The following is a 24075-nucleotide window of genomic DNA, read 5'->3' as shown; positions in this document are numbered from 1 at the left end:
CGACTGCTTCTCCCGTAATTTGCTAGGTCCCTGCTGACGGCGAGGGGACCAGGCATGCGCGACATGTTGATCGCCCGGGTGGCCCGGTGGGCACGGGAGATCCCGGAAGCGCCCGCGTACACGTTCGTCGACCACCTCGGGGACGGCTCGCGCCGGACGCTCACCTGGGGCGGCGCGGACCTCAGGGCCAGGGCTCTGGCCGTGCGGCTGCGCGAGCTGGCCGGGCCCGGCGACCGGGTGGCGGTGCTCGCGCCGCAGGGGCTCGACTACGTCGTGGCGATGCTCGGTGTGATGTACGCGCGGCTGGTCGCGGTGCCGCTGTTCGCCCCCGGGCTGCCGGGGCACGCCGAGCGGCTGGCCGGGGCATACGCCGACGCCGGCCCCCTTGTCGTGCTGACCACCACGGCCGCGCTGCCCGGCGTCACCGACTTCCTGGCCACCGCCCCGGCGCCGAAGCACGTGCTCTGCGTGGACACCGTCTCCGACCTGCTCGCCGACGAGTGGGAGGGCGAGCCGGCCGGGCCCGGCGACCTGGCCTACCTGCAGTACACCTCCGGTTCCACCCGCGCGCCGGCCGGGGTCGAGATCACCCACGCGAACCTCACGGCCAACGCCACCCAGCTCTGGGAGGTGTTCCGGGCGCGGCCCAGGACCTCCGTGGCGGCGCTGTGGCTGCCGCTCTTCCACGACATGGGGCTGGTCGCCACCGTGGCGATGCCGATGATGGGCGGGAACCAGGCGGCGTTCATGGATCCGGTGGCGTTCGTCATGCGGCCGGTGCGCTGGCTGCGGCTGCTGTCGGAATTCGGCGACGTGTTCACCGGCGGGCCCAACTTCGCCTACGAGTACACCGCCGCCCGCGTCAGCCCCCAGGAGAAGGAGGGGCTGGACCTGTCCGGGGTGCGGGTCATGCTGAACGGGGCGGAGCCGGTGCGGCCGGGCGCTATCGAGGCGTTCGACACGGCGTTCGCCGGGTGCGGGCTGCGGCCGGAGGCGCACACGCCCGCGTACGGGCTGGCCGAGGCGACCGTCTTCGTGACCGCGACCGGACGGGACGAGCGGCCCGTGGTGACCGCGTTCGACCGGGACGCGCTGCGCGACGGGCGGGCGGTGCCTTCCTCGGGCCCGGGGCCGCGCAGCATGCTCGTCTCCTGCGGCCGTCCCCACGGCCAGGTGGTACGCGTCGTCGGCCCGGACGGGCGGGCGCGGCCCGACGGGGAGGTGGGCGAGGTCTGGGTGCAGGGGCCGAACGTGGCCCGCGCCTACTGGCGGGATCCCGGCCGCAGCGCGGAGGTGTTCGGGGCGGTGCTGGAGGGCGCGGACGGGACCTGGCTGCGCACCGGCGACCTCGGCGTGCTGCACGACGGCCGGCTGTACGTCACCGGCCGGATCAAGGACCTGGTCATCGTGGACGGGCGCAACCACTATCCCCAGGACATCGAGGCCACGGTGCAGGAGGCGCACCCGGCGGTGCGGCGGGACCGGGTCGCGGCCTTCGCGGTGTCCGGGGAGCCGCCCGGAGAGCCGCCCGGGGAGCGGCTGGTGGTGGTGGCCGAGCGGTCGCGGCTCGGGCTGGACGCGGACGCCGGTGAGGTGGGCCGGGCGGTGCGCGCGGCGGTCTGGAAATATCACGAACTATCGGTGCATGACTTCGTGCTGACCGGCGCCGGGGCCGTGCCGAGGACGTCCAGCGGGAAGATCGCCCGGCGGGCGTGCCTGCGGGCGTACCTGGAGGGCGCCCTTGTTTGAGCGGGCCGGTCGCCTGGTCTACCGCGGCAGGTGGACGCTGCTGGTGCTGACGCTGGCGGCGGCCCTCCTGGTGGCGCCGCTGGGGCTGGAGCTGTTCGGGCGGATGGCGGACGGCGGCTTCGAGGACCCGCGCGCCGACTCCACGACCGCCGCGCGCTGGAACGACCAGTGGTACGGCGGTCACGCCCCCGACGTGGTCGTCCTCTACCGGCACCCCTCGGTCGAGGTGCGCGACCCCCGGTACAAGCGGGCCGTGCACGACTCGCTGCGCCGGTTGCCGGCCGAGCACGTGCGCCGGATGGTCACGTACTGGACGACCGGGGCGAAGGAGATGGTGTCCCGGGACGGGCATTCGACGTACGCGCTGGTCACGCTGAAGGGCGACGAGCAGCGCGCGTACGCGGCCATAGCCGCGCGGCTCAGGACCGTCGAGAACCTGTACGTGTCCGTCGGCGGCGCGGTGCCGCTGCTGAAGGAGCTCAACGACCAGACCGCCGCCGACCTCGCCCGCGCCGAGGCCATCTCCATGCCGGTGCTGCTCGTGCTGCTCGTCGTGGTGTTCGGCAGCCTGGTGGCGGCCGGGCTGCCGCTGCTCGTGGGGCTGCTCGCGGTGCTCGGCGCCCTGGTGCTGTTACGGCTGCTCACCGAGGTCACCGAGGTCTCCGTCTTCTCCCTGAACGTCGTCACCATGCTCGGGCTCGGCCTGGCCATCGACTACTCGCTGTTCGTGCTCAAGGCGTTCAGGGAGGAGATCGGGCGCGGGGCCTCGAACGAGCAGGCCGTGGTGCGCACGATGGCCACCGCCGGGCGCACCGTGGCCTTCTCCGGGCTGACGGTGGCCACGGCGCTGCTGGGGCTGCTGCTGTTCCCGCAGATGTTCCTGCGCTCGATCGGGCTCGGGGCGGCGGCCGTGGTGCTGGTCGCGATGGGCGCCGCGCTGGTCGTGCTGCCCGCCGTCCTGGGGATACTCGGGCCGCGCGTGAACGCCCTGCGCCTGACGCCCGACTTCGGGCGGCGGGAGGGCGGCGGGGTGTGGCACGCCGTCGCCTCCAGCGTGATGCGGCGACCGCTGCTGTACCTCGTGGTGGTGACCGTGGTGCTGGTCTCGCTGGCGGTGCCCTTCCTGCACGTCAAGTTCGGGAACGTGGACCACCGGGTGCTGCCCGCCGCCTCCGAGGGCCGCCGGGTGGCCGAGACGCTCGATCGGGACTTCGCCAGGAACGCCATGTCGCCGATCGACGTACACGTCCTGGTCGAACGCACCTTCACCGGCGAGCCCGCCGTCCCCGGGCCGCTCGGGCAGGGCCACACGCCGATCAGCGCCGTCACGCCGGTGAGCCCCGTGGACGTCCGGCCCCTGGTGACCCGGCTGAAGCGGCTGCCCCACGTCACGGGGGTCGACGTGGCCGGGCTCGCGCGGGACGGCGGCGCGGTGCGGCTGTCCGTGCGCTACGACCGGGATCCCATGTCGGACGAGGCCCGCTCGCTCGTACGGTCGATCCGGGCGATGACGCCGGAGCCGAACGTGCGCCGGGTGGTGGTCGGCGGGGCCACCGCCGCGCAGCTGGACCTCCAGGACAGCCTGCTCGCGACCCTGCCGTGGATGGCGCTGGTGGTGTGCGCGGTGACGTGGGTGCTGCTGTTCGCCGCGTTCGGGTCGCTGGTGCTGCCCGTGAAGGCGCTGCTGATGAACGTCCTGTCGATCGGCGCCTCGTTCGGGGTGATCGTGTGGGCCTTCCAGGACGGTCACCTGGCCTCCGTGCTCCGGTTCACCTCCACCGGGTCCATCGAGGCGACCGTGACCGTGCTCATCCTGGCCGTGGTGTTCGGGCTGTCGATGGACTACGAGCTGTTCCTGCTGTCGCGGGTGCGGGCGGAGTGGCTGCGCACCGGGGACAACACGGCGGCCGTGGCGGCGGGGCTGCAGCAGACGGGCGGGGTGATCACCAGCGCGGCGTTGCTGCTGCTGGTGGTGATCGGGGCGTTCTCCACGGCGGGGATCACGATCGTGAAGCTGCTGGGGGTGGGGATGTTCGTGGCGATCGTGGTGGACGCCACGCTGGTGCGGGGGCTGCTGGTGCCGGCGTCGATGCGGTTGCTGGGCGGGGCGAACTGGTGGCTGCCCCGATCGTGGCGCCGCCTCCACCACCACATCGACCTCCACCCCCCGTCCCCACCTCACCCCCCGTCCCACTCCCCGTCCGGGCACCCGCCCTCGCCACCACGCGCGGCGCTGCCTGCGCCGGGGCCGCCTGGCGCCACCGCATCGCGGAGCGCGGCGTCGCGTGCAAGCGCCCCGCCCCAGGACGGCCCGCCGCCTGCGTCGGTGCCGCCTGCGTCGGTGCCGCTTTCGTCGGTGCCGCTTTCGTCCGAGGCGCGGTCAGGGCCCGGGCAGTCCCGTCCCGACCGGTTGCCGCGCCCCGCTCGGCCGCAGGGCCCGGCGCCGTCTGAGGGGGCGGTGCCGGGTGCTGCCGGGTTGCCGGGTGGGGCGTCGCCGGTGGTGACCTTCAAGGGGCGGCCGGCCGTTTTCGGGGCGGACACCGATCCCGTACCCCTGCCCACCGATCCACGGGAGGCCGTCGAGCCGGCCGGGGAGCGGCCCGGGTGGGTGCGGGTGGGGCGGGGGCGTACGAGGGTGGTGCGGGCCCGGCCCGGTGGCGGGTGGACCTGGGCGGAGGTGGACGAGTGAGCCTGGCCGTCACCCGGGTGCGGCGGCCCGCCGGGGTCTGGCCGCTGTTCGTCGTCACCGGCCTGGCCGGGTTCATGACGACGCTGGACAACACGGTCGTCACCGTCGCGCTCCCCAGCATCCAGCGCGACCTCGGCGCCCGGCTGACCGCCCTGGAGTGGGTCGCCACCGGGTACATCCTGACCTTCGCGGGCCTCATGCTCGCCGGCGGGAGGCTGGCCGACGTCCACGGGCATCGGCGGGTCCTGCTGGCGGGGCTGGGCACGTTCACGGTGGCCTCGCTCGGCGCGGGGCTCGCCGGGTCGATCCAGGTGCTGATCGCCGCCCGCCTCGTCCAGGGGGCCGGGGCGGCGCTGGTCCTGCCGGCGACGCTGGCCATGCTGGCCGGGCGGGAGGAGCGGCAGCGGTCCATGGGGGTGGCCGTGTGGATGGCCTCCGGGGCGGCGGCGCTGGCGCTGGGGCCCGTGGTGGGCGGGCTGCTCAGCCAGCACGTGCACTGGAGCTGGGTGTTCCTGGTCAACGTGCCGATGGGGGCGGTGGTCATGGGGCTGGCCACCGTGGCTGTTCCGGCGGGGGCGGGTGGTCCCGAGGCGGGCCGGGGGGTGGATCGGGCCGGGACGGCGGGGTCGGTGGCGTTCCTGGCGGCGGGGACGTTCGTGTTGATCCACGGCGGTGAGTACGGGTGGGGGTCGCCGGTCGTCGTGGGCGGGCTGGTCGCCTGTGCGGGGGGCGGGGTGGTGTTCGCGGTGGCCGAGCGGCGGGCCCGCGAGCCGATGGTGGATCTGGGGCTGTTCGCGGTGCGGAGTTTCGCCGGCGGGGTGGTCGCCCAGGTGCTCTGGGGGCTCGGCGTGAACGGGGTGTTCTTCTACACCGCGATCTTCCTGCAGGGCGTGCTGGGGTTCACGCCCACGGCCTCCGGGATGGCGTTCGTGCCGCTGGCGCTGCTGGTGGTGCTGGTCACGCCGCTGGCGCCGGCGGTGGAGCGGCGGCTGGGGGCCGGGCGGACGGTGGCGGCCGGGCTGGTGCTCGTGGCCTTGGGCATGGCCCTGGCCGCCACGCTGCAGGCCGGGGACGGGTGGGGGCGGCTGCTGCCCGCCGTGTGCGCGATCGGGGTCGGGTCGGCGCTGACCATGCCGCTGGGGTCGGCGGTCCTGGGTGCCGTGCCGGAGTCGAGGGCCGGGGTGGCGGGCGGCATCTTCTCGGTGAGTCGTGAAATTTCGGGACTGTTCGGGATTGCTGCGGTCGGGGTGGTCGTGCAGGCCGGGGGCGGGTTCGCCGCCGGGTACACGGCCGGGCTGCTGGTGGCGGCCGGGTTGGTGCTGGTCGGGGCGTTGGTCAGCCTGGTGGCCCTGCCATGAGGGGTGCCGTGGCCCTTCCCGTGAGGCCGGTGGCGCCGTGAGGGTCGCCGTGCTCGGCATCGGGTCGCGGGGGGACGTGCAGCCTTGCGCGGCGCTGGCCCGGGGGCTGGCGGGGCGGGGGCATGAGGTGACGCTCGTCGCCGCCGGGCGGTACGCGGGGCTGGCCGGGCCCGGTGTGACGTTCGCCCCCATGAGCGTGGATCCCCTGGCGGTGACGGAGAGCGAGGCGGGGCGGCGGTGGCTGGCGAGCGGCCCCCTGGGATTCGTACGGGGCTTCCGGACGGTCGTCGAACCGCTTGCCGCCATCCTGGTCAAGGAGGTGGACGCCGCCTGCGCCGATGCGGACCTGGTCCTCGCCCCCGCCCTGGGCGCCTTCGGCAGGCATCTCCACGAACGGTACGGAATGCCGTACCGGATCCTGCACTTCCAGCCCAGCGAGCCGACCCGCGAGTTCCCGAACCCCCTGGTGCCCCGGGCGAGCCTGGGCCCGCTGGGGAACCGGGCCAGCTACGCCCTGGTCGAGCGGCTCGGCTGGATGGTGCTCGGCCGCATGGTGAACCGGTTGCGGGCGGGCGTTCTGGGGCTGGGGCCGATGCGCGGCAGCCCGTTCGCGGCCGACCGGCGGGCGCGGGTGCCGGTGTTGTGCGGGGTCAGCCCTCTGGTGGTGCCCCGGCCCGCCGACTGGCCCCGGCACGTGCACATGACCGGTTACTGGCGTCTGAGCGGCCGGGCCACGGCTACCGGTGGGCCGGGGTGGCTCGGTGGGATCGAGGATTTTCTGGAGGCGGGGCGGCCGCCCGTGTTCGTGGGGTTCGGGAGCATGGTGCCCGGGGAGCCCGAGCGGGTGGCCGATGAGGTGGTGGCCGCCCTGCGGAAGGCGCGGATGCGGGGGGTCGTCCAGGGGCTGCCCGTGACGGAGAACGATGACGTCCGGGTGGTGGGGGAGGTGGCGCACGATCTTTTGTTCGCCGAAATGGCGGCCGTTGTTCATCATGGCGGCGCGGGGACCACTGGAACAGGGCTTGCGTCGGGTGTGCCCAACATTGTTTGCCCGTTCTTCTCCGATCAGCCGTTCTGGGGGCGCAGGGTGGCGGCGCTCGGGGCGGGGCCGGCGCCGTTGCCGATCAGGGCGCTGAGCAGGGACGGGCTGGCCGCGCGGCTGCTGGCCGTGTCGAAATATCAAGAAAATTCGGCTCAACTGGGGCGGCTACTTCGCGTCGAGGACGGCGTGAAGAGCGCCATGGATCTCATTGAACGTTGTTGATCGTCCAGATATTGTGCGATATGCCCGCGATCACCCCCTGGAAGTAAGGTGCCATGAGACGGCGGCTACGGCAGGTCTTCATCATCGGACTCACCCTCTCGCTCCTCGGCATCGGCGTTCCCGCCTGGTCGGAGGACGACGACAGGAGCTGCAACGACCTGATGTCGGCCGACACCCCGGCGTACGTCGTCTGCCGCTGGATGGCCACGCCCGAAGAGGCCCTGGACATCGCCAAGTTCTGGCTCGAGAACGACGGCCAGCACATGATCGAGGCCGGCCCGCAGAACCCGATCACGGTGGACTGCAGCGAGCCGGGCAACGAGTGCCCCACCGACTCCGAGGGTGACGGCGAGATGCACGACGTCGGCGAGCCCGACGTGCCCGGCGCCGAGGACGGCGGCACGCCGGAGTGCCAGAACGGCGAGCAGTGCTACGTCGACCCGAGCGAGATCACCGCCGCCGAGAAGACCGCGGCCAAGGAGACGCCGGCCGGCCAGGCCGCGCAGGCCGTCGCCCAGACGACCATGCGCGTCTGGATCGAGACCGAGCTCGCCGACGACTACAAGGACGGCAAGCTCGCCGAGGCCGCCAAGAAGATCGCCGCGCTGGCCGCCGCGCAGCCCGGCGTCGTGGGCGTCAGGTTCACCTCGCAACTCGGCTACAACCAGACCTTCGCCACGGCCGAGGAGCTGGAGAAGTTCGTCGTCGAGACCACGACCGCGCTGCGCGCGCTGCTGCCGGGCAAGAAGCTGTCCGCGCACACGGTGGTGCCGCTGCTCGGCTGTGGCGCGAACGACGCCTGCAAGGCCGAGATGACCAAGAAGTACCCGCTGCTCGACGCCGAGCGCATCGGCGCCTGGCTGAACAAGGGGTACATCGACCAGCTCGCGCTCGACAACGGCCACCTGGCCACCGAGTACGCCACCTGGAAGATCGACGCCGCCGAGGCGCAGCGGAACCAGTGGATCCAGGTCCGCGCCCGCTCCTGGGACGCCTACGCGCAGATCGCCGCCGAGGACGCCTCCTTCGCCGCCACCGGGGCCGCCAAGCTCAACGAGGAGCAGGCCACCAAGGCGATCACCGAGCGCATCGCCACCCCGCTGCAGAACGACGCCGCCGAGACGGTCACGCTGTGGAGCCGCTGGCAGACCGACCAGGGGCAGGTCAACCGGGTGTACGGCGAGAAGTGGGCGGCGAACGTCACCTGGGACCAGCTCAAGAAGCTCGGCTCGATCCGTGCGCGCCTGGCCACCATCTACGACCCGGCCAACCCCGAGGTGGACATGGCCACTGACCTGAAGAACCTGTCAGAGGTGTTCGGCCAGGTCTACCTGCACACCTCCTGAACCCGGACTGCCCGGAAGGGGCCGGATACCGCTTGAGTGGCGGTGTCCGGCCCCTTTCGCGTGTCCCGCCGTACCCCGGCGCGGGCGGGTCAGCCGAAGAGGCCGTTGACGGTGGCGTTGGCCTGGTCGAGGGCGTTGACGTCGCTCTTGAAGGAGAAGATCGAGTCCATGGTCTCCGTCATGGTGGCCGTGACGTCGGCCCAGTGGTCGGCGATCGGCGCCAGGTGCGTGCTGCCTTCCTGGACGTGCATGGTGAACGGCTTGACGTCGATGCCCGCGGCGGCGAACGCCTGCTCGGCCTTGGCCGTAGCGGTCTTGATGGCCGGGAACACGGTCGCCTCCTTGGCCACGATCTCCTCCTGGCAGGCCGGTGAGCCGAGGAACTTGACCCACGCCCACGCCGCCTCGGGGTTGTCCGTGGTCGCCGAGATGTTGTCGGCCAGGCCGTTGAACAGGCTCGCCCGCTTACCGATGGGCCCGACCGGGGTCGGGGCGAGGGCCGACTTCACGTCCTTGAGCGCCCAGTAGCTCTTGGTGTTCCAGCTGCCCTCGGTGACCATCGCGTACTTGCCCGCCCCGTACGCGTCGATCTGCCCGACGCCCGAGTTGACGATGTCCATGCTCGGCATGTAGCCCTTCTCGATGAGCGAGGTGAACCACTTGATGGTCTCCTTGAACTTCGGGTCGGAGTAGTTGAACCGGGTGGGCCACGGGTTCTGGTCGGCGTACTGCCAGCCGTTGCTCATCGTGTACATGCTCCACTCGGTCTGCCCGAAGCCGGCGCCGCTGCCGTTGGAGCCGATGCCGTAGGTGGCCACGTTCTTCTTGTCGAAGCCGGGCTCGTCGCCGCGCTTGCCGTTCTTGTCCACGGTGAGGCGGGCGATGGCCTTCTCGTACGTGCCGCCGTCCCGGGGGTTCCAGGTCAGCTCCGCCATCTCCTCCGGCTTGAGCCCGGCCTCCTTGACCTTCTCGGTGTTGTAGATCACCGCCACGGTGTCGAAGTCCTTCGGCAGCCCGTAGCGCTGCCCGTCCTTGGTCACCCACAGGTCGGCCAGGCCGTCCTGGTAGATTGACAGGTCCACCTTGTCCTTCGCGACCTGCTCGTTGATCGGCAGGAGCTGGCCCTGGGCGGCGAACTGCGGGTAGCGCGACAGGTGGCTGATGAAGACGTCGGGGGCGGTGCCGGAGACGAACGCGGTCGTCAGCGTCGTCCAGTAGTCGTCCCAGCCGTACTGGGTGATCTTCACGGTGTACTGGGGGTTCGCCTTGTGGAAGGCGTCGGCGCAGGCCTGGTACTGGGGCTGCTGGGCGACGTCCCAGAGCCAGTAGTCGATCGTGGCGGGACCGCCGGCGGCGGCGCCGCCCTCGGGCTCGGCGGCGCAGCCGGTCAGCAGCAGCACCGCCGCGCCGGCGACGGCAAGACAACGCTTCACAACATCAACCTTCCGTGGTGGGGGGAACGGCGCTCACTTGACGCCGGTGTAGCCGATAGAGTCGATGACGCGGCGGCCGAGCACGGCGAACAGCACCATGATCGGAAGTGCCGCGAAGAGGGTGGCGGCCATGAGTCCGGCCCAGTCGGGGCTGCCCTGCGGGGTCTGGGAGCGGAAGATGCCCAGGGCGACCGTGAGCACCCGTACGTTCTCCGCCTTGCCGACCAGCAGCGGCCAGAAGTAGTCGTTCCAGCTCGTGATGTAGGTGAGGATGGCCAGCGTGGCGATCGGGGCCCGGCTCATGGGCAGGACGATGCGGAAGAACGTGCGTACGTGCCCGGCCCCGTCGATGCGCGCGGCCTCCTCCACGCTGGCGTTGATCCCGAGGAAGAACTGCCGCAGGAAGAACACCGCGAACGGCGTCATGAGCAGGTGCGGCAGGATGATCCCGAGATAGGTGTTGAGCAGCCCCAGATCCTTGATCAGCACGAAGTTGGGCAGCGTGGTGAAGATCGGCGGCACCATGAGCGCGGTGACGAAGAGCGTGAAGACGGCGTTCCTGCCGGGCCAGCGCATCCGCGCGAAGGCGTAGGCGGCCATCGAGCCGAAGAAGACCTGCCCGGCCGTGGTCGTGGTGGACACGACGATCGAGTTGCGCAGGTAGAGCCAGAAGTTCACGGTGCCGCTCGACCCGCCCTCGGCCACCGCCTCCGCCGTGGTCGACAGGCCCAGCACGCGGCGGTAGGCGCCGAGCGTGAAGTCCACGGGCAGCAGGTCCGTGGCTCCACCGGCCAGCGCGCGGGTGCTGGAGAAGGACGTACGCAACATCCAGTAGAACGGGAACAGCGTCACCGCCATGACCACGACGAGCACGGCCCAGCCCGCCACCCGTCCCCAGCGGATCGAGGCCATCACGACCCCCTCAGATCGGACTCGCCGGCCCGGGACAGGCGCATCTGCAGGTACGCGACCCCGGCGAGCAGCACGAACAGCACGGACGACAGCGCGGCGGCGTAGCCGAAGTTGAACCGGTTGAACGCCAGGTCGTAGATGTAGAAGTAGATGACCCGGGTGGCGTTGATCGGCCCGCCGGCCGTGGTGACGGCGATGGTGTCGAACACCTGGAACGACCCGATGACGCTCAGCACCATGACCAGCGCCATGACGGGGCGCAGCAGCGGCAGCGTGACCCGCCAGAACGTCCGCCACTCCGAGGCGCCGTCGATGGCGGCGGCCTCGTACACGCTGGGCGGGATCATCTGCAGCCCGGCGAAGATGAGCAGCGCGGTGTAGCCCATGTGCCGCCAGGTGTTGATGCCCGCGATGGTGGGGATGGCCCAGTCCGAGCCGAAGAACGCCACCCGGTCGAAGCCCAGCCACTCGATCAGGTTGTTGACCACGCCGAGCTGGAAGTCGAGCATCCAGAACCACACGAGGGCCACGACCACGTTGGCGACGAGATAGGGCAGCAGCACGATCCCGCGCACGATCATCGACCTGGTCAGCCGGTACATCAGGACGGCCAGCAGCATGGAGACCACGGTCTGGGTGCCGATGTTGATCACCACGTACTCGGCGGTGACCTTCAGCGCGTTCCAGAACAGGCGGTCGCCGAACAGCCGCTCGTAGTTCTCCAGGCCGATGAAGCGAGGCGGGGTGAGGACGTTGTACCTGGTCAGGCTCAGATACACGCCGCGGATGGCGGGCCAGAGGTAGAAGAGGGCGAAGCCGACGGCCGCCGGGAGGACGAACAGGACCGCGACCGGCAGGTCGCCCAGGCGGCGTCGGAGGGGAGGGGGAGGGGGTTTGGGCACTGTCCCGGGCGTGAGGCGGGGGGCGGCGCGGACGGTATCACTGGTCATCAGACCTCCTAGTGCCCGCCGGCGGTTGATCAGCGGTGCAACAGCAGATGCTGGAGAGCGGTGACGGCCGCTCCCCTGGCCCACTCGTTGAAGGCGAAGGGCTTGACGGCCACCCGTACGGGGGTGGCCGTCCAGTGCGTGTGACGGGCGAGCGCGGTGTGGAACGCCTGCCCGCACACGTCGTACATGTGGACCGACTCGCCGGACAGGACGACGAGCTCGGGCCCGGTGATGTTGGCGACGGTGGCGACCACCTGGCCCAGGGCGGCCCCGGCCTCGTCCAGCACGCGGCGCGCGACGGGGTGGCCGTCGGCGGCCAGGGCCAGGCAGTCGTCGAAGGTGAGCTCGGGCCGGTCGAGCGTGGTGGCGATCGAGCGGCGGATGGCGGGGGAGGTGGCGTACGCGCGGGCGCAGCCGCGATGGCCCCGCTCGCACACGGGGCCGCGGTCGTCGATCTGCAGGTGGCCGACGAGCCCGGTGGCGCCCGACTGCCCGGTGACCAGGCGGTCGCCGATGACGAGCCCGCAGCCGAGCCCGGCCCCGACCGTGACCAGCGCGAACGACGAGTGCCCGACGCCCTCGCCGAACCACTGCTGCACGGCCGTCAGCGCCCGTACGTCGTTGTCCAGCACCGTGGGCACCGACACGGCCTCCTCGACCAGGTCCGCCAGCGGTAGCTGGCTCCAGCCGAGGAAGGGCGAGGTGTGCACGACGGGATCGCCCGGCGTGGCCGTGCCGGCCAGGCTGATGCCCACGGCCGACAGGGGCCGGCCCGGCACGGTCAGCTCCTCGACCGCCTCGACGATCCGGCCGAGCACGTGGTCGATCGCGTGGTCCGCGAGCGGCCTGGAGGTCTCCATCCGGACGGTGGCCGCCAGGTCGGTGCGTACGGCGAACAGCTCGTCGGCGGTGAGCTTGATCCCGGCGAACGACATGCGCGAGGCGTCCACCTGCAGGGGTTGCGAGGGACGCCCGACGGTCGCCGGACCATCGCCGGCCGCTTCCAGCAGGTAGCCCGACTCGATGAACGGTCTGGTCAGCTTGGTCAGCGCGGACGGCGACAGGGCGAGCCGCCGGGCCACCTCGGCCCTGGACAGGGGGCCGTGCACGAGCAGCTCGACGAACACCGAACGCATGGCGTCCGTGAGCCGCACATTTCCGGTGGCGGTGTGTGAGAACACGGGCCAATGGTTGAGCCCGTTTGTTCATGTTGTCAAGTAATCCCGTGGTGTGGATCACAAGCAGGGGTATCCGGGTGCGGTCTTTCATTGACCTGGTGCACTAAAGCCGGTTAGTCTCCAGCCGCCTGATCGATCCAGCAGCTCGGGGGACGCCGATGCCTGTAATCCCGCTAGACGATCGCTACTGGGCGATCACCACCCCCGCCTCCACGTACGTCATAGGCGTGGAGACGGACCCGCTCACCGGGGAGGCCGCGCCGCGGCAGACCTACTGGGGCCCGCGGCTCACGCCGGAGGCCGCCCGCCAGGTCACCGGCCTGCCCCGGCGGCACGTCTCCAGCTTCTCCACGCCCTCCGAGATCGAGGAACTGCTGCCGGTCGACGGTGGCACGCGGTGGGGCGCGCCCTCACTGCAGGTCACGTTCGGTCACGAGCGCTCGGTGGAGCTGCGGTTCACCGGGTCGGAGATCCACGACGAGGGCGGCGGCGCGCAGCGGCTGGACCTCGTGCTGGCCGATGCGCACCACCCGTTCGAGGTGGTCCTGTCCGTACGCGTGCGCGAGGACACCGACGTCATCGAGCGCTGGACCACCGTCAGGGCCGGCGCGGAAGCCGCGGTCACCCGGCTCGACTCCGGCAACTGGTTCATCCCCGACGCCGCGGCCTACCGCTACAGCGGCGTCTTCGGCGCGTGGGCCGAGGAGCTGCAGCTCCAGCGCGGGCCGCTGCCGGTCGGCGAGCTGGTCTTCACCAGCCGCCAGGGCATCACCAGCCACACGGCGAACCCGTGGGTGATGATCGACGCGGGCGCGGCAACCGAGGAGCACGGCGAGGTCTGGGGCGTCGCCCTGGCCTGGAGCGGGAGCTGGCGCCTGACCACCACGCAGCGGCCGGAAGGCGGGGTCTGCGTCTCCGGCGGCTTCGGCCACGACGGGGTGCGCTGGACGCTCGCGCCGGGCGAGGAGCTCGTCGCGCCGTCCGCGCTGGGGCTCTACTCCGGCGGCGGGTTCGGCGCCGCCAGCCGGGCCTGGCACGAGTACGCCCGCCGGCACGTGCTGCCCACGCCCTTCGAGGAGCGGCCGGTGCTGTACAACTCGTGGGAGGCGACCACGTTCGCCGTCACCGAGGCGCAGCAGCTGGAGCTGGCCAAGACGGCCGCCGCCATCGGCGTCGAGCTGTACGTGATCGACGACGGCTGGTTCGGCCGGCGCGACGACGACACCACGTCGCTGGGCGACTGGTGGCCGCACCGCGAGCGCTTCCCCGAGGGGCTGCGCGGCATGCTCGACGGGATCCGCGACCTGGGGATGAGCGTCGGGCTGTGGGTGGAGCCCGAGGGGCTCAGCAAGGAGAGCGAGCTCTACCGCGAGCATCCGGACTGGGCCCTGCACCTGGAGCACCGGCGGCGCGACGAGAAGCGCGGCCAGCTCGTGCTCAACTTCGCCCGCGACGACGTACGCGAGTGGGCGCTCGGCTGGCTCGACCGGCTGGTCACCGACCTCGGCCTCGACTACCTCAAGTGGGACATGAACCGCCCCTTCACCCAGGCGGGCTGGCCGGAACAGGGCGCGGCGCAGGACCGGGTGTGGATCGAGCACACGCGCGGCGTCTACCGGGTGATGGAGCTGCTCCGCGAGCGCCACCCCGGGCTGCGGATCGAGTCCTGCGCGGGCGGCGGCGGCCGGATCGACCTCGGGATCATGCGCTACACCGACGAGGTCTGGCCGTCGGACAACACCGACGCGCGCGACCGGCAGACCGTGCAGCACGGGTTCTCCCAGCTCTACCCCGCCAGTGCCATGTCGGCCTGGGTCACCGACTCGCCCAACCCGACCACCAGGCGCGCGATGCCGCTGCGCTACCGCTTCCACGTGGCCATGGCGGGCGTGCTGGGGATCGGCGGCGACCTGTCGGAGTGGACCTCCGGCGAGCTGGATGCGGCGGCCGAGCTGATCGCCCAGTACAAGCGGGTGCGGGCGACCGTGCAGCACGGGCGGCAGTACCGCCTGGCGGGCACGCCGGGGCAGGAGCGCTCGGCGGTGCAGTACGTGCTCGGCGACCAGGTCGTGGTGCTCGTGTACAACCCGCTCGGCAACGCCAAGCGCGGCCCGCGCCGGCTGCGGCTGGCCGGTCTCGACCCAGAGGCGCTGTACGAGCTGGAAGGCGACGGCGCCCGCTGGTACGGTGCCACCCTCATGGCGAGCGGTCTGCGGCCCGCCGCCTGGGAGCCGATCGGCGCGGACCATCGCAGCGAGCTGCTGGTGCTCAGGAAGGTCTGATCGTCACCATGTCAGAAGACTCCACCCACCCACCGCCGCCCTCCTCCGTGCGGCCGGTCGACTTCGAGGAGGCGCGGGTCGTCCCCGGTGTCGCGCCCGACTCGTTCATCCTGATCGTCAGCGGGACCAAGCCCTACCTCAACATGAAGGTGGAGCTGTCCCCGCTGGTCTACGTCAGGCAGCCGGAACACTGGGGGATCGAGGTCACCGGCTCGCTGCCGGGCGTCGGTCTCCCGGCCACGGCCCCCTACACGGTGTCGCTGTCGCTCGACGGCGTCCTCGGCACCGAGGGGATCGAGGTCATCGGGGCGCGGAACCGCAGGACGTTCGACGTCCCGTAGGTCGCGCTCAGACCCGCAGGGCCTCGCGGATCATCGGATACGAGTTCTTGAACTCGCGGATCCAGTACGGCCAGGTGTGCGTGCCGTTGCCGTACAGGTGCAGCGTGTGCGGGATGCCGAGCTGCTTGAGCCGCTTGCTCAGGGCCTTTCCCGTGTACGCCGAGACGGGCTCGCCCAGGTGCGCCGGATGCCACGGCGACCCGGGCGGGTCCAGCGGCCCGTTGAAGCTGTTGGTCCCGCTGGAGAGGTAGAGGCGCACGCCCTTCAGGTTCGCGGCGAGGGCCATGGGGTCGTTCGCGGCCCAGACGCGTTTGTCGCGCTTGGGGTGGCCCCACAGCGCCAGCGGGTCCTGCTTCTCGCCGGCCTGCGCGTTCATGATGATCGCCGGGATGCCGGGCAGCCGGGTGGCCAGGATGCCGCTGTACGCGCCGGCGAAGCGGAACATGCCGGGGTTGCGGGCGGCGTACTTGACGGCCCCGTACGCGCCCATCGACAGGCCCGCGATCGCGCGGCGGGTCCCGGCGCGGTAGCCGATCTCCAGCAGGCGGCGCACCTCGTAGGTGTGGAACGTGGCCCAGGCCGGCGGGCCGCCCCTGCCGCCGTTGTGCCAGTCCGAGTAGTTGCCGGCGCGGCCGGCCTCCGGCATGACGACGATGGCGTCCAGGTCCTTGGTGAAGGTGGATATGTCGGTCATGCGGGTCCACGAGGTGTAGTCGTCCGCGCCGCCGTGCAGCAGGTAGAGGACCGGCCACGTCCGCTTGGCGGTCTTCGACCAGCCCCGGGGGAGGAGCAGGCGGACCGGGAGCAGGCGGCCGACCGACGGCGAGGAGACGAGCACGTCCAGGGTGCGGGCGTCGAGGCGGCGCTCGCGCACCACGCGGGCGGTCCCGGGCAGCGCCTTCTGCCAGGGGAGGTGGCCGGTGTCCCGGGCGGGCGGCGAGGCCGCCGGCGGTCCCGTGGGGGACGGCTCCCCGTCCGGGACGATGGACCAGTCGGGGTCGGCTCGGGCGGGGGAGACCCCGGGGCCGGACAGGACGAGCAGCAGCGTCGTCGCCAGTGCCAGCAAGCCACGCATGGTCGGATGCCCTTCGCTGTGGGTGCAGGCGAGGGTAGGCGGTGCGGCGGCGGGCGGGCTATGAGCTCCGGCAACGAAACCCGGCGCTTGTTGCGCGCTGCCGGATAAATCATCACGCCGGTGACAAAACCCGGCCGAGGAATGTTCCGTTCGGGCCTGCCTCTCGCCCCGGACGGGTGGGTAGGTTGGCCGATCACCCCGGATGCATGGGAGTGATCCATGGACGTACCCGGCGCGGACGAGATCCGCCGCTTCCTCGTGGAGCGGCTCGGCGAGCACGTGGATCCCGATCGGCCGCTGGGCGAGTACGGGCTCTCCTCGCGCGAGGCGGTGGCGGTGGCCGGCGAGCTGGCCGGGCTGCTGGGCAGGGAGCTGAGCCCGACGCTCCTGTGGGAGCACCCGACGATCAACCGCCTGGCCCGGGTGCTGGCCCCCGAGGATCCCCCGGCACCGGCCGCTCCCGCTCCCGGCGAGCCCGTCGCCGTGGTCGGACTCGGCTGCCGGTTCCCCGGCGCGCACGGGCCCCGGGCGTACTGGGAGCTGCTGATCGAGGGGCGCGACGCGGTCGGCGAGGTGCCGGCGGGGCGGTGGGAGGCGTTCGACGACGGGTCGGCGCGCACCGGGGCGGTGCTGGCGGGCACCACCAGGCACGGAGGGTTCCTGGACGACGTGGCCGGGTTCGACGCGGAGTTCTTCGGCATCGCGCCGGGCGAGGCGGCGGCCATGGACCCGCAGCAGCGGCTGCTCCTGGAGACGGCCTGGGAGGCGCTCGAACACGGCGGCATCGCGCCCAGGTCGCTGGCCGGGACGCGTACCGGGGTGTTCACCGGCATCTCCGGCAACGAGTACGCGTACCTGACCGCCTCCGACCTGGCCTCCGTGGACGCCTGGACGGCCACCGGCGCCTCCCCCGGCATCGCCCCGAACCGCCTGTCCTACCTCCTCGACCTGCGCGGCCCCTCCCTGGCCGTGGACACCGCCTGCTCCTCCTCGCTCGTCGCGACCCACCTGGCCGCATCGAGCCTGCGGGCCGGCGAATGCGACCTGGCGCTGGCCGCCGGGGTGAACCTGCTGCTGTCGCCCGTGGTCACGGTGGCCTTCGACCGGGGCGGCGGCACGGCCCCGGACGGGCGCTGCAAGGCGTTCGACGCCTCGGCGGACGGGATGGTGCGGGCCGAGGGGTGCGGGGTGGTGGTGCTCAAGCGGCTGGCGGACGCCGTCCGCGACGGGGACCGGGTGCTGGCGCTGCTCGGCGCGACCGCCGTCAACCAGGACGGCCGCTCCAACGGCCTCGTCGCGCCCAACCCCGAGGCGCAGGAGGCGCTACTCAGGCAGGTGTACGCGGATCGTGGGCCGGACTACGTCGAGGCCCACGGGACCGGCACGTTCCTCGGCGACCCGATCGAGGCCCGCGCCATCGCCGCCGCCGTCCGCACGCCGGTGCTGCTCGGCTCGGCCAAGACGAACCTCGGCCACCTGGAGGCCGCCGCCGGGATCGCCGGACTCATCAAGACCGTGCTCGCCCTGCACCACGGGGTGATCCCGCCCAGCCTGCACTTCCGCCGCCCGAACCCGCACATCCCGTGGGACACGCTCCAGGTCGTCACCGAGCCGACGCCCTGGCCCAGGCCCGACGCGCGGGCGGGGGTGTCGGCGTTCGGGTTCGGCGGCACGAACGCGCACGTGGTCGCGTACGGCCTGCCCGCCGCCGCACCGAGCCCCGCCGCCGTCACTGCCACAGCCGCCATCACTGCCACAGGCACAGCCACTGCCACCGCCAAGCACGTCTTCCTGCTCACCGACACCACCGAGGCCAGGGTCCGCCACCATGCCCGCGTGCTCGCGGACGCCACCGAGGCCGGGGCCCGCGCGCTCGGCGGCCGGCCTCCCGGGGTGAGCCTCCGGGATGTCGCGCACACCCTGGCCAGGCGGGCGGGACGGGGCCGGGTGGCCGCCGCCGTGGTGGCCGCGAGCCCGGAGGAGCTGGCCGAGCGGCTGCGCGACCTCCGGCCCGGGCTACGGCCCTTGGAGGGGGTGGCGAAGGGCCCGGTATGGGTGTTCGGCGGCTACAGCCCGCGCCCGCCCGCACTCGATCTCTACGACACCGAGCCCGCCTACCGGCGCACGATCGACACCCTGGCACCGCTGCTGGCGGCCGAGTCCGGGACGGACCTCCACGACCCGGCCCCCGAGGGCGTCGCCGCGATCCAGCCGATCACCTTCGCCGCGCAGCTCGCCCTGGCGAACCTGTGGCGGGCCTACGGCTTCGAGCCGGCCGCCGTGATCGGGCACTCCATGGGAGAGGTGGCGGCGGCCGTGGTGGCGGGCGGGCTCCCGCTGCGGGACGCGGTCAAGGTCATCTGCACGCGGGCCCGCCTCCTCGGCGGCCTGGGCGGGGGCGGCGCGATGGCCGTGGTGGCGGTGGGGGCGGACGAGGTGCCCGCCGACCTGCACGTGGCCGTGTACTCGGCACCGCGCCAGAGCGTGGTCACGGGGGATCCGGGGCGGGTGGCGGAGTTCGCTGCGGAGGTGGCGGGGCGGGGGCTGTTCGCCAGGACGCTCACCGCCGAGGGCGCGGGGCACTCGCCGCAGGTCAGGCCGCTGCTGCCGGTGCTCAGGGAGGAGCTGGCCACGGTCGCCGGGGAGAAGCCCGGCCTGCCGTACTATTCGACGGTCTTCGAGGATCCCCGGGAGGCGCCGGCGTTCGAGGCCGCGTACTGGGCCGCCGGGGTGCGCCGCCCCGTACGCCTGATGCAGGCCGTGCGCGCGGCGGCCGAGGACGGTTTCACGCTCTTCACCGAGCTGAGCCCCCGCCCCCTGCTGACCGGCGCGCTCCGCGAGACCCTCCCCCCGGCCGCGCTGCTCACCACGGGCGACTTCCACACCCAGGTGGCGACCGCCGCCACCGCCGTCCCGCCGCGTACCAGCGGGCGCGTCGTGGACGTGCCGCACTCGCCCTGGCACCACGTACGCCACTGGGCGGCCGCCGCTCCCCGTCGCCGGCACGTGGAGACACCGACCGGCCACGCCTGGACGACCACCGTCGAGGGCGGGCCGCTGCTCCGGGTCGAGGCGCTGGCCGGGCTCCTCCACTCGCTGGCCGGGGAGGTGCGCGAGGAGGCGGAGCTGCACGACGTCACGCTGCACGCGCTGCTCCCGCTCCCCGCCCAGGTGACGATCACCCTGACGGGTACGGCCTTCTCGCTCTCGGCGAAGAACGCGGCCGGGGTCTGGCACGTGTACGGCACGGCCGGGCTCACCCCCGCCGCCGCCCCCGGCCCCGCCGGGCTGGAGCGGATCCGGCACGTGGCCGTGAGCGGGGCCTTCTCAGGTGCCGAGACCGCGAACTTGCCCCAGGCCGCTGTCCCGGCCACGCTGGACGCCAAGCTGGTCGTACGCGCCTGGGCTCCGCAGCCACTCCGGGGGGCGGGCTCGTCCCGCGCATGGCTCATCCTGGCCGATGAGGGGGATGCGCGGGCGGCCCGCCTCCACTCCCTGCTCACCGTCCGGCCCGAGGCGGAGTCGGTGCTCGTGCTGCCTCCCCGGGGCCTCGACCCGGTCGGGGCGCGGCGGGTGCTGCTGGAGGTCGCCCGGCTGGTCGCCCGGGGTGCGCGGGTCACGATCGCGACCGAGCGGGCGCAGGCCGTGCTGGAGGGGGAGCGGCCCGATCCCGGTCCGGCGGCCCTGCGCGGGCTGGTCAGGGTCCTCGCCCTGGAACGTCCCGAGGCCCGCGTCACGCTCGTGGACTTCGACGACCTCACCGACCTGGCGGCGGAGCTGTCCCGCGACACCTCGGGCGGCACAGGGGGCGGCACAGCGGGCGGTACAGGGGACGGCGCGGCGGGCGACGAGGTGGCCTGGCGTGGCGGGCTCCGCTACTCGGCCCGCCTGCGCCGCGCCCCGCTCCCACCTGCCCGCCCGGACCCGGTCGTCGGTCCGGGAGCGTACGTGATCACCGGCGGAACCGGTCACCTCGGCCGGCTCGCCGCCCGCTGGCTGGCCGGACGCGGCGCCACCCGCGTCATCCTGAACGCCCGCTCCGGCTCGCCCGCCGACGGGGTCATGCGGGTGGTGACGGGTGATCTCGCCCGGCCCGGTACGGCGGAGCGGCTGGTGGCGGCGGCGACGGCCGGAGGGGTACGGCTGCGCGGCGTGATCCACGCGGCCGGGGTCCTGGACGATCGGCTGATCGACGACCTGGATCCGGAGAGCCTCCACCGTGTGTGGGCCGCCAAGGTCGACGGCGGCCGGCGGCTGCACGAGGCCACCAGGGAGCTGGACCTGGACTGGTGGGTGGCGTTCTCGTCGGCGGCCGGGCTGCTCGGGTCCCCGGGGCAGGCGGCGTACGCGGCGGCGAACGCCTGGCTGGACGGGCTGTGCGAGCTGCGCAGGGCCGAAGGGTTGCCGGGGATCAGCATCGCGTGGGGGCCGTGGGCGGGGACGGCGGCCGGGGCGCTGCCCGCCGTGGCGCCGCTGACGGCGGAGGAGGGGATCGAGGCGCTGGAGGCGCTGATCCAGCGGGGGTTGTCGGCGGGGGTGGTGAAGGTCGATGCGGGGCAGGCGGCTGCCGTCTTTCCCGAAATATCCCGCATACCGTATTTCTCCGACTTCACCGCCGCAGCCGAGGAGCCCGGGAAGTCCGGCCGCGCCCGGGGTCTCGCCCCTGCCCGGGGTCTCGCCCCTGCCCGGAATCTCGTCTCTGCCCGGGGTCTCGCGGCGCCGGCTCCCGGGGAGGTGCCGGCCGCCGTCAAGGAGCGGGTGGCGGTCGTGCTGGGGGTGGCGGCGGAGCGGCTGGGCGAGGAGACGGTGCTGACCGACCTGGGCCTGGACTCCCTGGCCGCGACCCGGTTGCGCGGCATGATCGAGCACGACCTCGGCGTCACCGTGCCGACCGCGCCGCTGCTCACGGGCGCCACCGTGGGCACCCTCGTGCGAACGGTCGAGACCGGCCTGGGACCGGCGGTGCCGGGCCGGGAGGGTGCCGCGACGGCGGCGGATGCGCCGGCTCGGAACGGCGGCGGGACCGGCCCGGACGGGGCTCGGGACGTCCGGGCGGCGGACGTCGGGGTGAGGGACGTCGGAGCGGTGGGCGTCGGGGCGAGGGACGCGGCGGAGCGGCAGGTGGTGCGGGTGCTGGCCGAGCTCCTCGGGCGCGAGCCGTCCGTCACGGAGCCCGTCGCGCCCGGCGTCGTGACCCGGGCCCTCGACCACCTGGGCCGCGAGCTGGGCAGGCCGATCCCGCCGCCCGAGCCGGGCCCGGTCAGCGCGGCGGGGCTCGCGGACGTCGTACGGGCTCTCGACGAGGCGGAGGCCGGGCGGGAGAGCCCGCGCCTCCTGAACGCGGTCACCACCGGACGGCCGCTCTTCCTCGCCCACCCCGCCGGCGGCACCACCGGCGTGTACGCGCTGCTCGCCGACCGGCTCCCCGTCCCCGTCCTCGGCCTCGAACGCCTGGACGGCGCCGGTGACATCCACGAGCGCGCGGACCGCTACGTGGCGGCGATCAGGGGCACGGGGCCGGGACCGTACCGGGTCGGCGGGTGGTCGTTCGGCGGCGTCCTGGCGTTCGAGATCGCCGGCCGGCTGGGTGACGAGGTCGAGCTGGTGGCCATGATCGACGCGGGGCTGCCGGAGCCGGTGCCGGAGGCGGCCAGGCGCGGGATCGAGGCCCGGCGTTACGCGGACTTCGCGGCCTACCTCCGCAAGACGTACGGCGTGGCCGTGCACCTCGACCCGGCCGAGCTCGCGGACCTGGACGAGCCGGCCCGGACGGACCTCGTCCGCGCCAGGCTGTCGGCGGCCCTCGACGTGCTGCCCGCGCCCATCCTCCGCCACCAGCTCACCTCCCACGAGGACACCAGGGCCCTCGAACGCCACCGCCCGGCCCCGTACGACGGCCGGGTCGTCCTCTACCGCTCCACGGAGCCCACCCCCTGGGCCGTACGGGACCCCCGCTACGCCCACGACGGCGACCCGGCCAGGGGCTTCGCCCCGTACAGCGCGAACCTGGAGATCGTCGAGGTCCCCGGGTCGCACCACCTCGACCTGCTCGATCCCCCGCACATCGAGGTCATCGCCGAGCACCTGAGAGGACTGCTATGACGCTGGCAGAGGCAGTGGTCGCGGGCGCGGCGCCCGCCGAGCTGGAGCGCCTGGACGTGCCCACGACCTACCGGGCGGCGCACCTGCGCAAGGACGAGGTGGGCATGTTCGAGCAGGGCGCCGCCGACAAGGACGTGCGCAGGACGTTGCACGTCGGCGAGGTGCCCATGCCGGACCTGGCAGCGGACGAGGTCCTGGTGGCGGTGATGGCCGGCGCGATCAACTTCAACACCGTGTGGTCGGCGATGTTCGAGCCGATCCCGACGTTCGCGTTCCTGGAGCGGCTGGGGCGCACGGACCCGAGGCACGACCTGCCGACGCACGTGCTCGGCTCTGACGCGGCGGGCGTGATCGTCCGGACCGGCGCGGCGGTACGCAGGTGGCGCCCCGGCGACCGGGTGGTCACCAGCCCCGCCTACGTGGACCCCGAGGATCCGGTCGTCCAGCACGACGGCATGCTGGCGGCCGACCTGCGGGCCTGGGGCTTCGAGACGAACTTCGGCGGCCTGGCCGACTTCGCCGTGGTCAAGGCCACCCAGCTGCTCGCCAAGCCCCGGCACCTGAGCTGGGAGGAGGCGGCCTGCAACATGTTGTGCGCCTCGACGGCGTACCGGATGCTGGTCGGCGAGCGCGGCGCGCGGATGAAGCAGGGCGACGTGGTGCTGCTGTGGGGCGCGACGGGCGGCCTCGGCGGGTACGGCGTGCAGCTCGTACGCAACGGCGGCGGCATCCCCGTCGGCGTCGTGAGCTCGCCGGAGAAGGCCGAGCTGCTGCGCCGGATGGGCTGCCCGCACGTCGTGGACCGCTCGCAGTTCGAGGACCTGGGCGACGAGAAGGCGTGGCGGCGGCTGGGAGCCGAGGTCAGGCGGCTGGTGGGGGAGGACCCGGCCATCGTGTTCGAGCACACGGGCCGGGAGACGTTCGGCGCCTCCGTCTATGTCGCCAGGAGGGGCGGCGCGGTGGTGACGTGCGGGTCGTCCACCGGGTACGCCCACGAGTACGACAACCGCCACCTGTGGATGAAGCTCAAGCGGATCATCGGCTCCCACGGAGCGAACTACCAGGAGTGCCACGAGGTCAACCGGCTCATCTCGCTCGGCCTGGTCCACCCCACGCTCTCCACCGTCTACCCGCTGACCGAGGCGGCGGACGCGACCCGCGCCGTGCAGCTCAACCGGCACGTGGGCAAGGTCGGCGTGCTGGCCCTGGCCCCGGAGGAGGGCCTCGGCATCGAGGACCACGAGCTGCGCGCGCGGATCGGCGAGGACCGCCTGCGGCTGTTCCGGACCGGCTGAAAACCCGCCGGACTTGTGTCGGAGCGGAGTGCTCCATTACGCCGGACACGGGCGTCGTCAATTTCGGTATCTTGCGTAGTTCGAGATGACCGAAACTGCGA

At 73.0% G+C, this 24075-nt stretch carries 14 protein-coding genes; 9 read left to right on the top strand and 5 right to left on the bottom strand.

Features of this window, described 5'->3' with window-relative positions; all coding sequences use genetic code 11:
- Nucleotides 1-54 precede the first annotated feature (54 nt).
- From ACBJ59_RS48930 to ACBJ59_RS48910, 5 genes are read left to right on the top strand one after another with little or no spacing between them, the layout of a single operon-like run.
- Nucleotides 55-1749 carry a fatty acyl-AMP ligase gene (locus tag ACBJ59_RS48930; RefSeq protein WP_375116884.1) on the top strand — a complete coding sequence of 565 codons (1695 nt, stop codon included), beginning with the start codon at nucleotides 55-57 and terminating at the stop codon, nucleotides 1747-1749.
- A complete protein-coding gene (locus ACBJ59_RS48925) occupies nucleotides 1742-4438 on the top strand; it encodes an MMPL family transporter (protein WP_375116883.1) in 2697 nt (898 codons plus the stop codon). The genes ACBJ59_RS48930 and ACBJ59_RS48925 overlap by 8 nt, the downstream gene beginning before the upstream one ends.
- Nucleotides 4435-5796: an MFS transporter gene (locus ACBJ59_RS48920; protein ID WP_375116882.1), complete on the top strand. Its 1362-nt coding sequence runs from the start codon at nucleotides 4435-4437 to the stop codon at nucleotides 5794-5796. The genes ACBJ59_RS48925 and ACBJ59_RS48920 overlap by 4 nt, the downstream gene beginning before the upstream one ends.
- 37 nt (nucleotides 5797-5833) lie before the next feature.
- Nucleotides 5834-7060 carry a glycosyltransferase gene (locus tag ACBJ59_RS48915; RefSeq protein ID WP_375116881.1) on the top strand — a complete coding sequence of 409 codons (1227 nt, stop codon included), beginning with the start codon at nucleotides 5834-5836 and terminating at the stop codon, nucleotides 7058-7060.
- Between the two features lie 53 nt (nucleotides 7061-7113).
- Nucleotides 7114-8406 (top strand): hypothetical protein, encoded by a 1293-nt coding sequence (locus ACBJ59_RS48910; protein WP_375116880.1) that lies wholly within the window; start codon nucleotides 7114-7116, stop codon nucleotides 8404-8406.
- A gap of 89 nt (nucleotides 8407-8495) precedes the next feature.
- On the opposite strand, the gene ACBJ59_RS48905 is transcribed toward ACBJ59_RS48910, so the two are convergent.
- Genes ACBJ59_RS48905 through ACBJ59_RS48890 form a run of 4 tightly spaced genes read right to left on the bottom strand, consistent with a single transcriptional unit; the run spans nucleotide 8496 to nucleotide 12882 of the window.
- Nucleotides 8496-9839, bottom strand: coding sequence for an ABC transporter substrate-binding protein (locus ACBJ59_RS48905; protein WP_375116879.1), 1344 nt, complete (start codon nucleotides 9837-9839; stop codon nucleotides 8496-8498).
- A 33-nt stretch (nucleotides 9840-9872) separates the two neighbouring features.
- Nucleotides 9873-10751, bottom strand: a complete 879-nt coding sequence (locus ACBJ59_RS48900) for a carbohydrate ABC transporter permease (protein WP_375116878.1) — start codon at nucleotides 10749-10751, stop codon at nucleotides 9873-9875.
- The gene (locus ACBJ59_RS48895) at nucleotides 10751-11701 is read right to left on the bottom strand and encodes a carbohydrate ABC transporter permease (protein WP_375116877.1); all 951 of its coding nucleotides are present in this window, start codon (nucleotides 11699-11701) and stop codon (nucleotides 10751-10753) included. The genes ACBJ59_RS48900 and ACBJ59_RS48895 overlap by 1 nt, the downstream gene beginning before the upstream one ends.
- Before the next feature lie 29 nt (nucleotides 11702-11730).
- Nucleotides 11731-12882 carry an ROK family protein gene (locus tag ACBJ59_RS48890; RefSeq protein ID WP_375116876.1) on the bottom strand — a complete coding sequence of 384 codons (1152 nt, stop codon included), beginning with the start codon at nucleotides 12880-12882 and terminating at the stop codon, nucleotides 11731-11733.
- Between the two features lie 155 nt (nucleotides 12883-13037).
- Between ACBJ59_RS48890 and ACBJ59_RS48885 the strand changes: the two genes are divergently transcribed.
- Nucleotides 13038-15161 carry an alpha-galactosidase gene (locus tag ACBJ59_RS48885; RefSeq protein ID WP_375116875.1) on the top strand — a complete coding sequence of 708 codons (2124 nt, stop codon included), beginning with the start codon at nucleotides 13038-13040 and terminating at the stop codon, nucleotides 15159-15161.
- Nucleotides 15162-15169: 8 nt separating this feature from the next.
- Nucleotides 15170-15502 (top strand): hypothetical protein, encoded by a 333-nt coding sequence (locus ACBJ59_RS48880; RefSeq protein ID WP_375116874.1) that lies wholly within the window; start codon nucleotides 15170-15172, stop codon nucleotides 15500-15502.
- 7 nt (nucleotides 15503-15509) lie between these two features.
- On the opposite strand, the gene ACBJ59_RS48875 is transcribed toward ACBJ59_RS48880, so the two are convergent.
- On the bottom strand, nucleotides 15510-16577 hold the full coding sequence (locus tag ACBJ59_RS48875; RefSeq protein ID WP_375116873.1) for an alpha/beta hydrolase: 1068 nt from the start codon (nucleotides 16575-16577) through the stop codon (nucleotides 15510-15512).
- Nucleotides 16578-16796: 219 nt separating this feature from the next.
- Between ACBJ59_RS48875 and ACBJ59_RS48870 the strand changes: the two genes are divergently transcribed.
- Together ACBJ59_RS48870 and ccrA are read left to right on the top strand one after the other, a co-directional pair.
- The gene (locus ACBJ59_RS48870) at nucleotides 16797-22679 is read left to right on the top strand and encodes a beta-ketoacyl synthase N-terminal-like domain-containing protein (RefSeq protein ID WP_375116872.1); all 5883 of its coding nucleotides are present in this window, start codon (nucleotides 16797-16799) and stop codon (nucleotides 22677-22679) included.
- Nucleotides 22676-23974 (top strand): crotonyl-CoA carboxylase/reductase, encoded by a 1299-nt coding sequence (ccrA, locus tag ACBJ59_RS48865; RefSeq protein ID WP_375116871.1) that lies wholly within the window; start codon nucleotides 22676-22678, stop codon nucleotides 23972-23974. Before ACBJ59_RS48870 ends, ccrA begins: the two co-directional genes overlap by 4 nt.
- The last annotated feature ends 101 nt before the right edge of the window (nucleotides 23975-24075 follow it).

Source organism: Nonomuraea sp. MTCD27 (assembly GCF_041950495.1).
Lineage (GTDB): Bacteria > Actinomycetota > Actinomycetes > Streptosporangiales > Streptosporangiaceae > Nonomuraea.
This window is presented reverse-complemented; position numbering and strand designations above follow the sequence as displayed.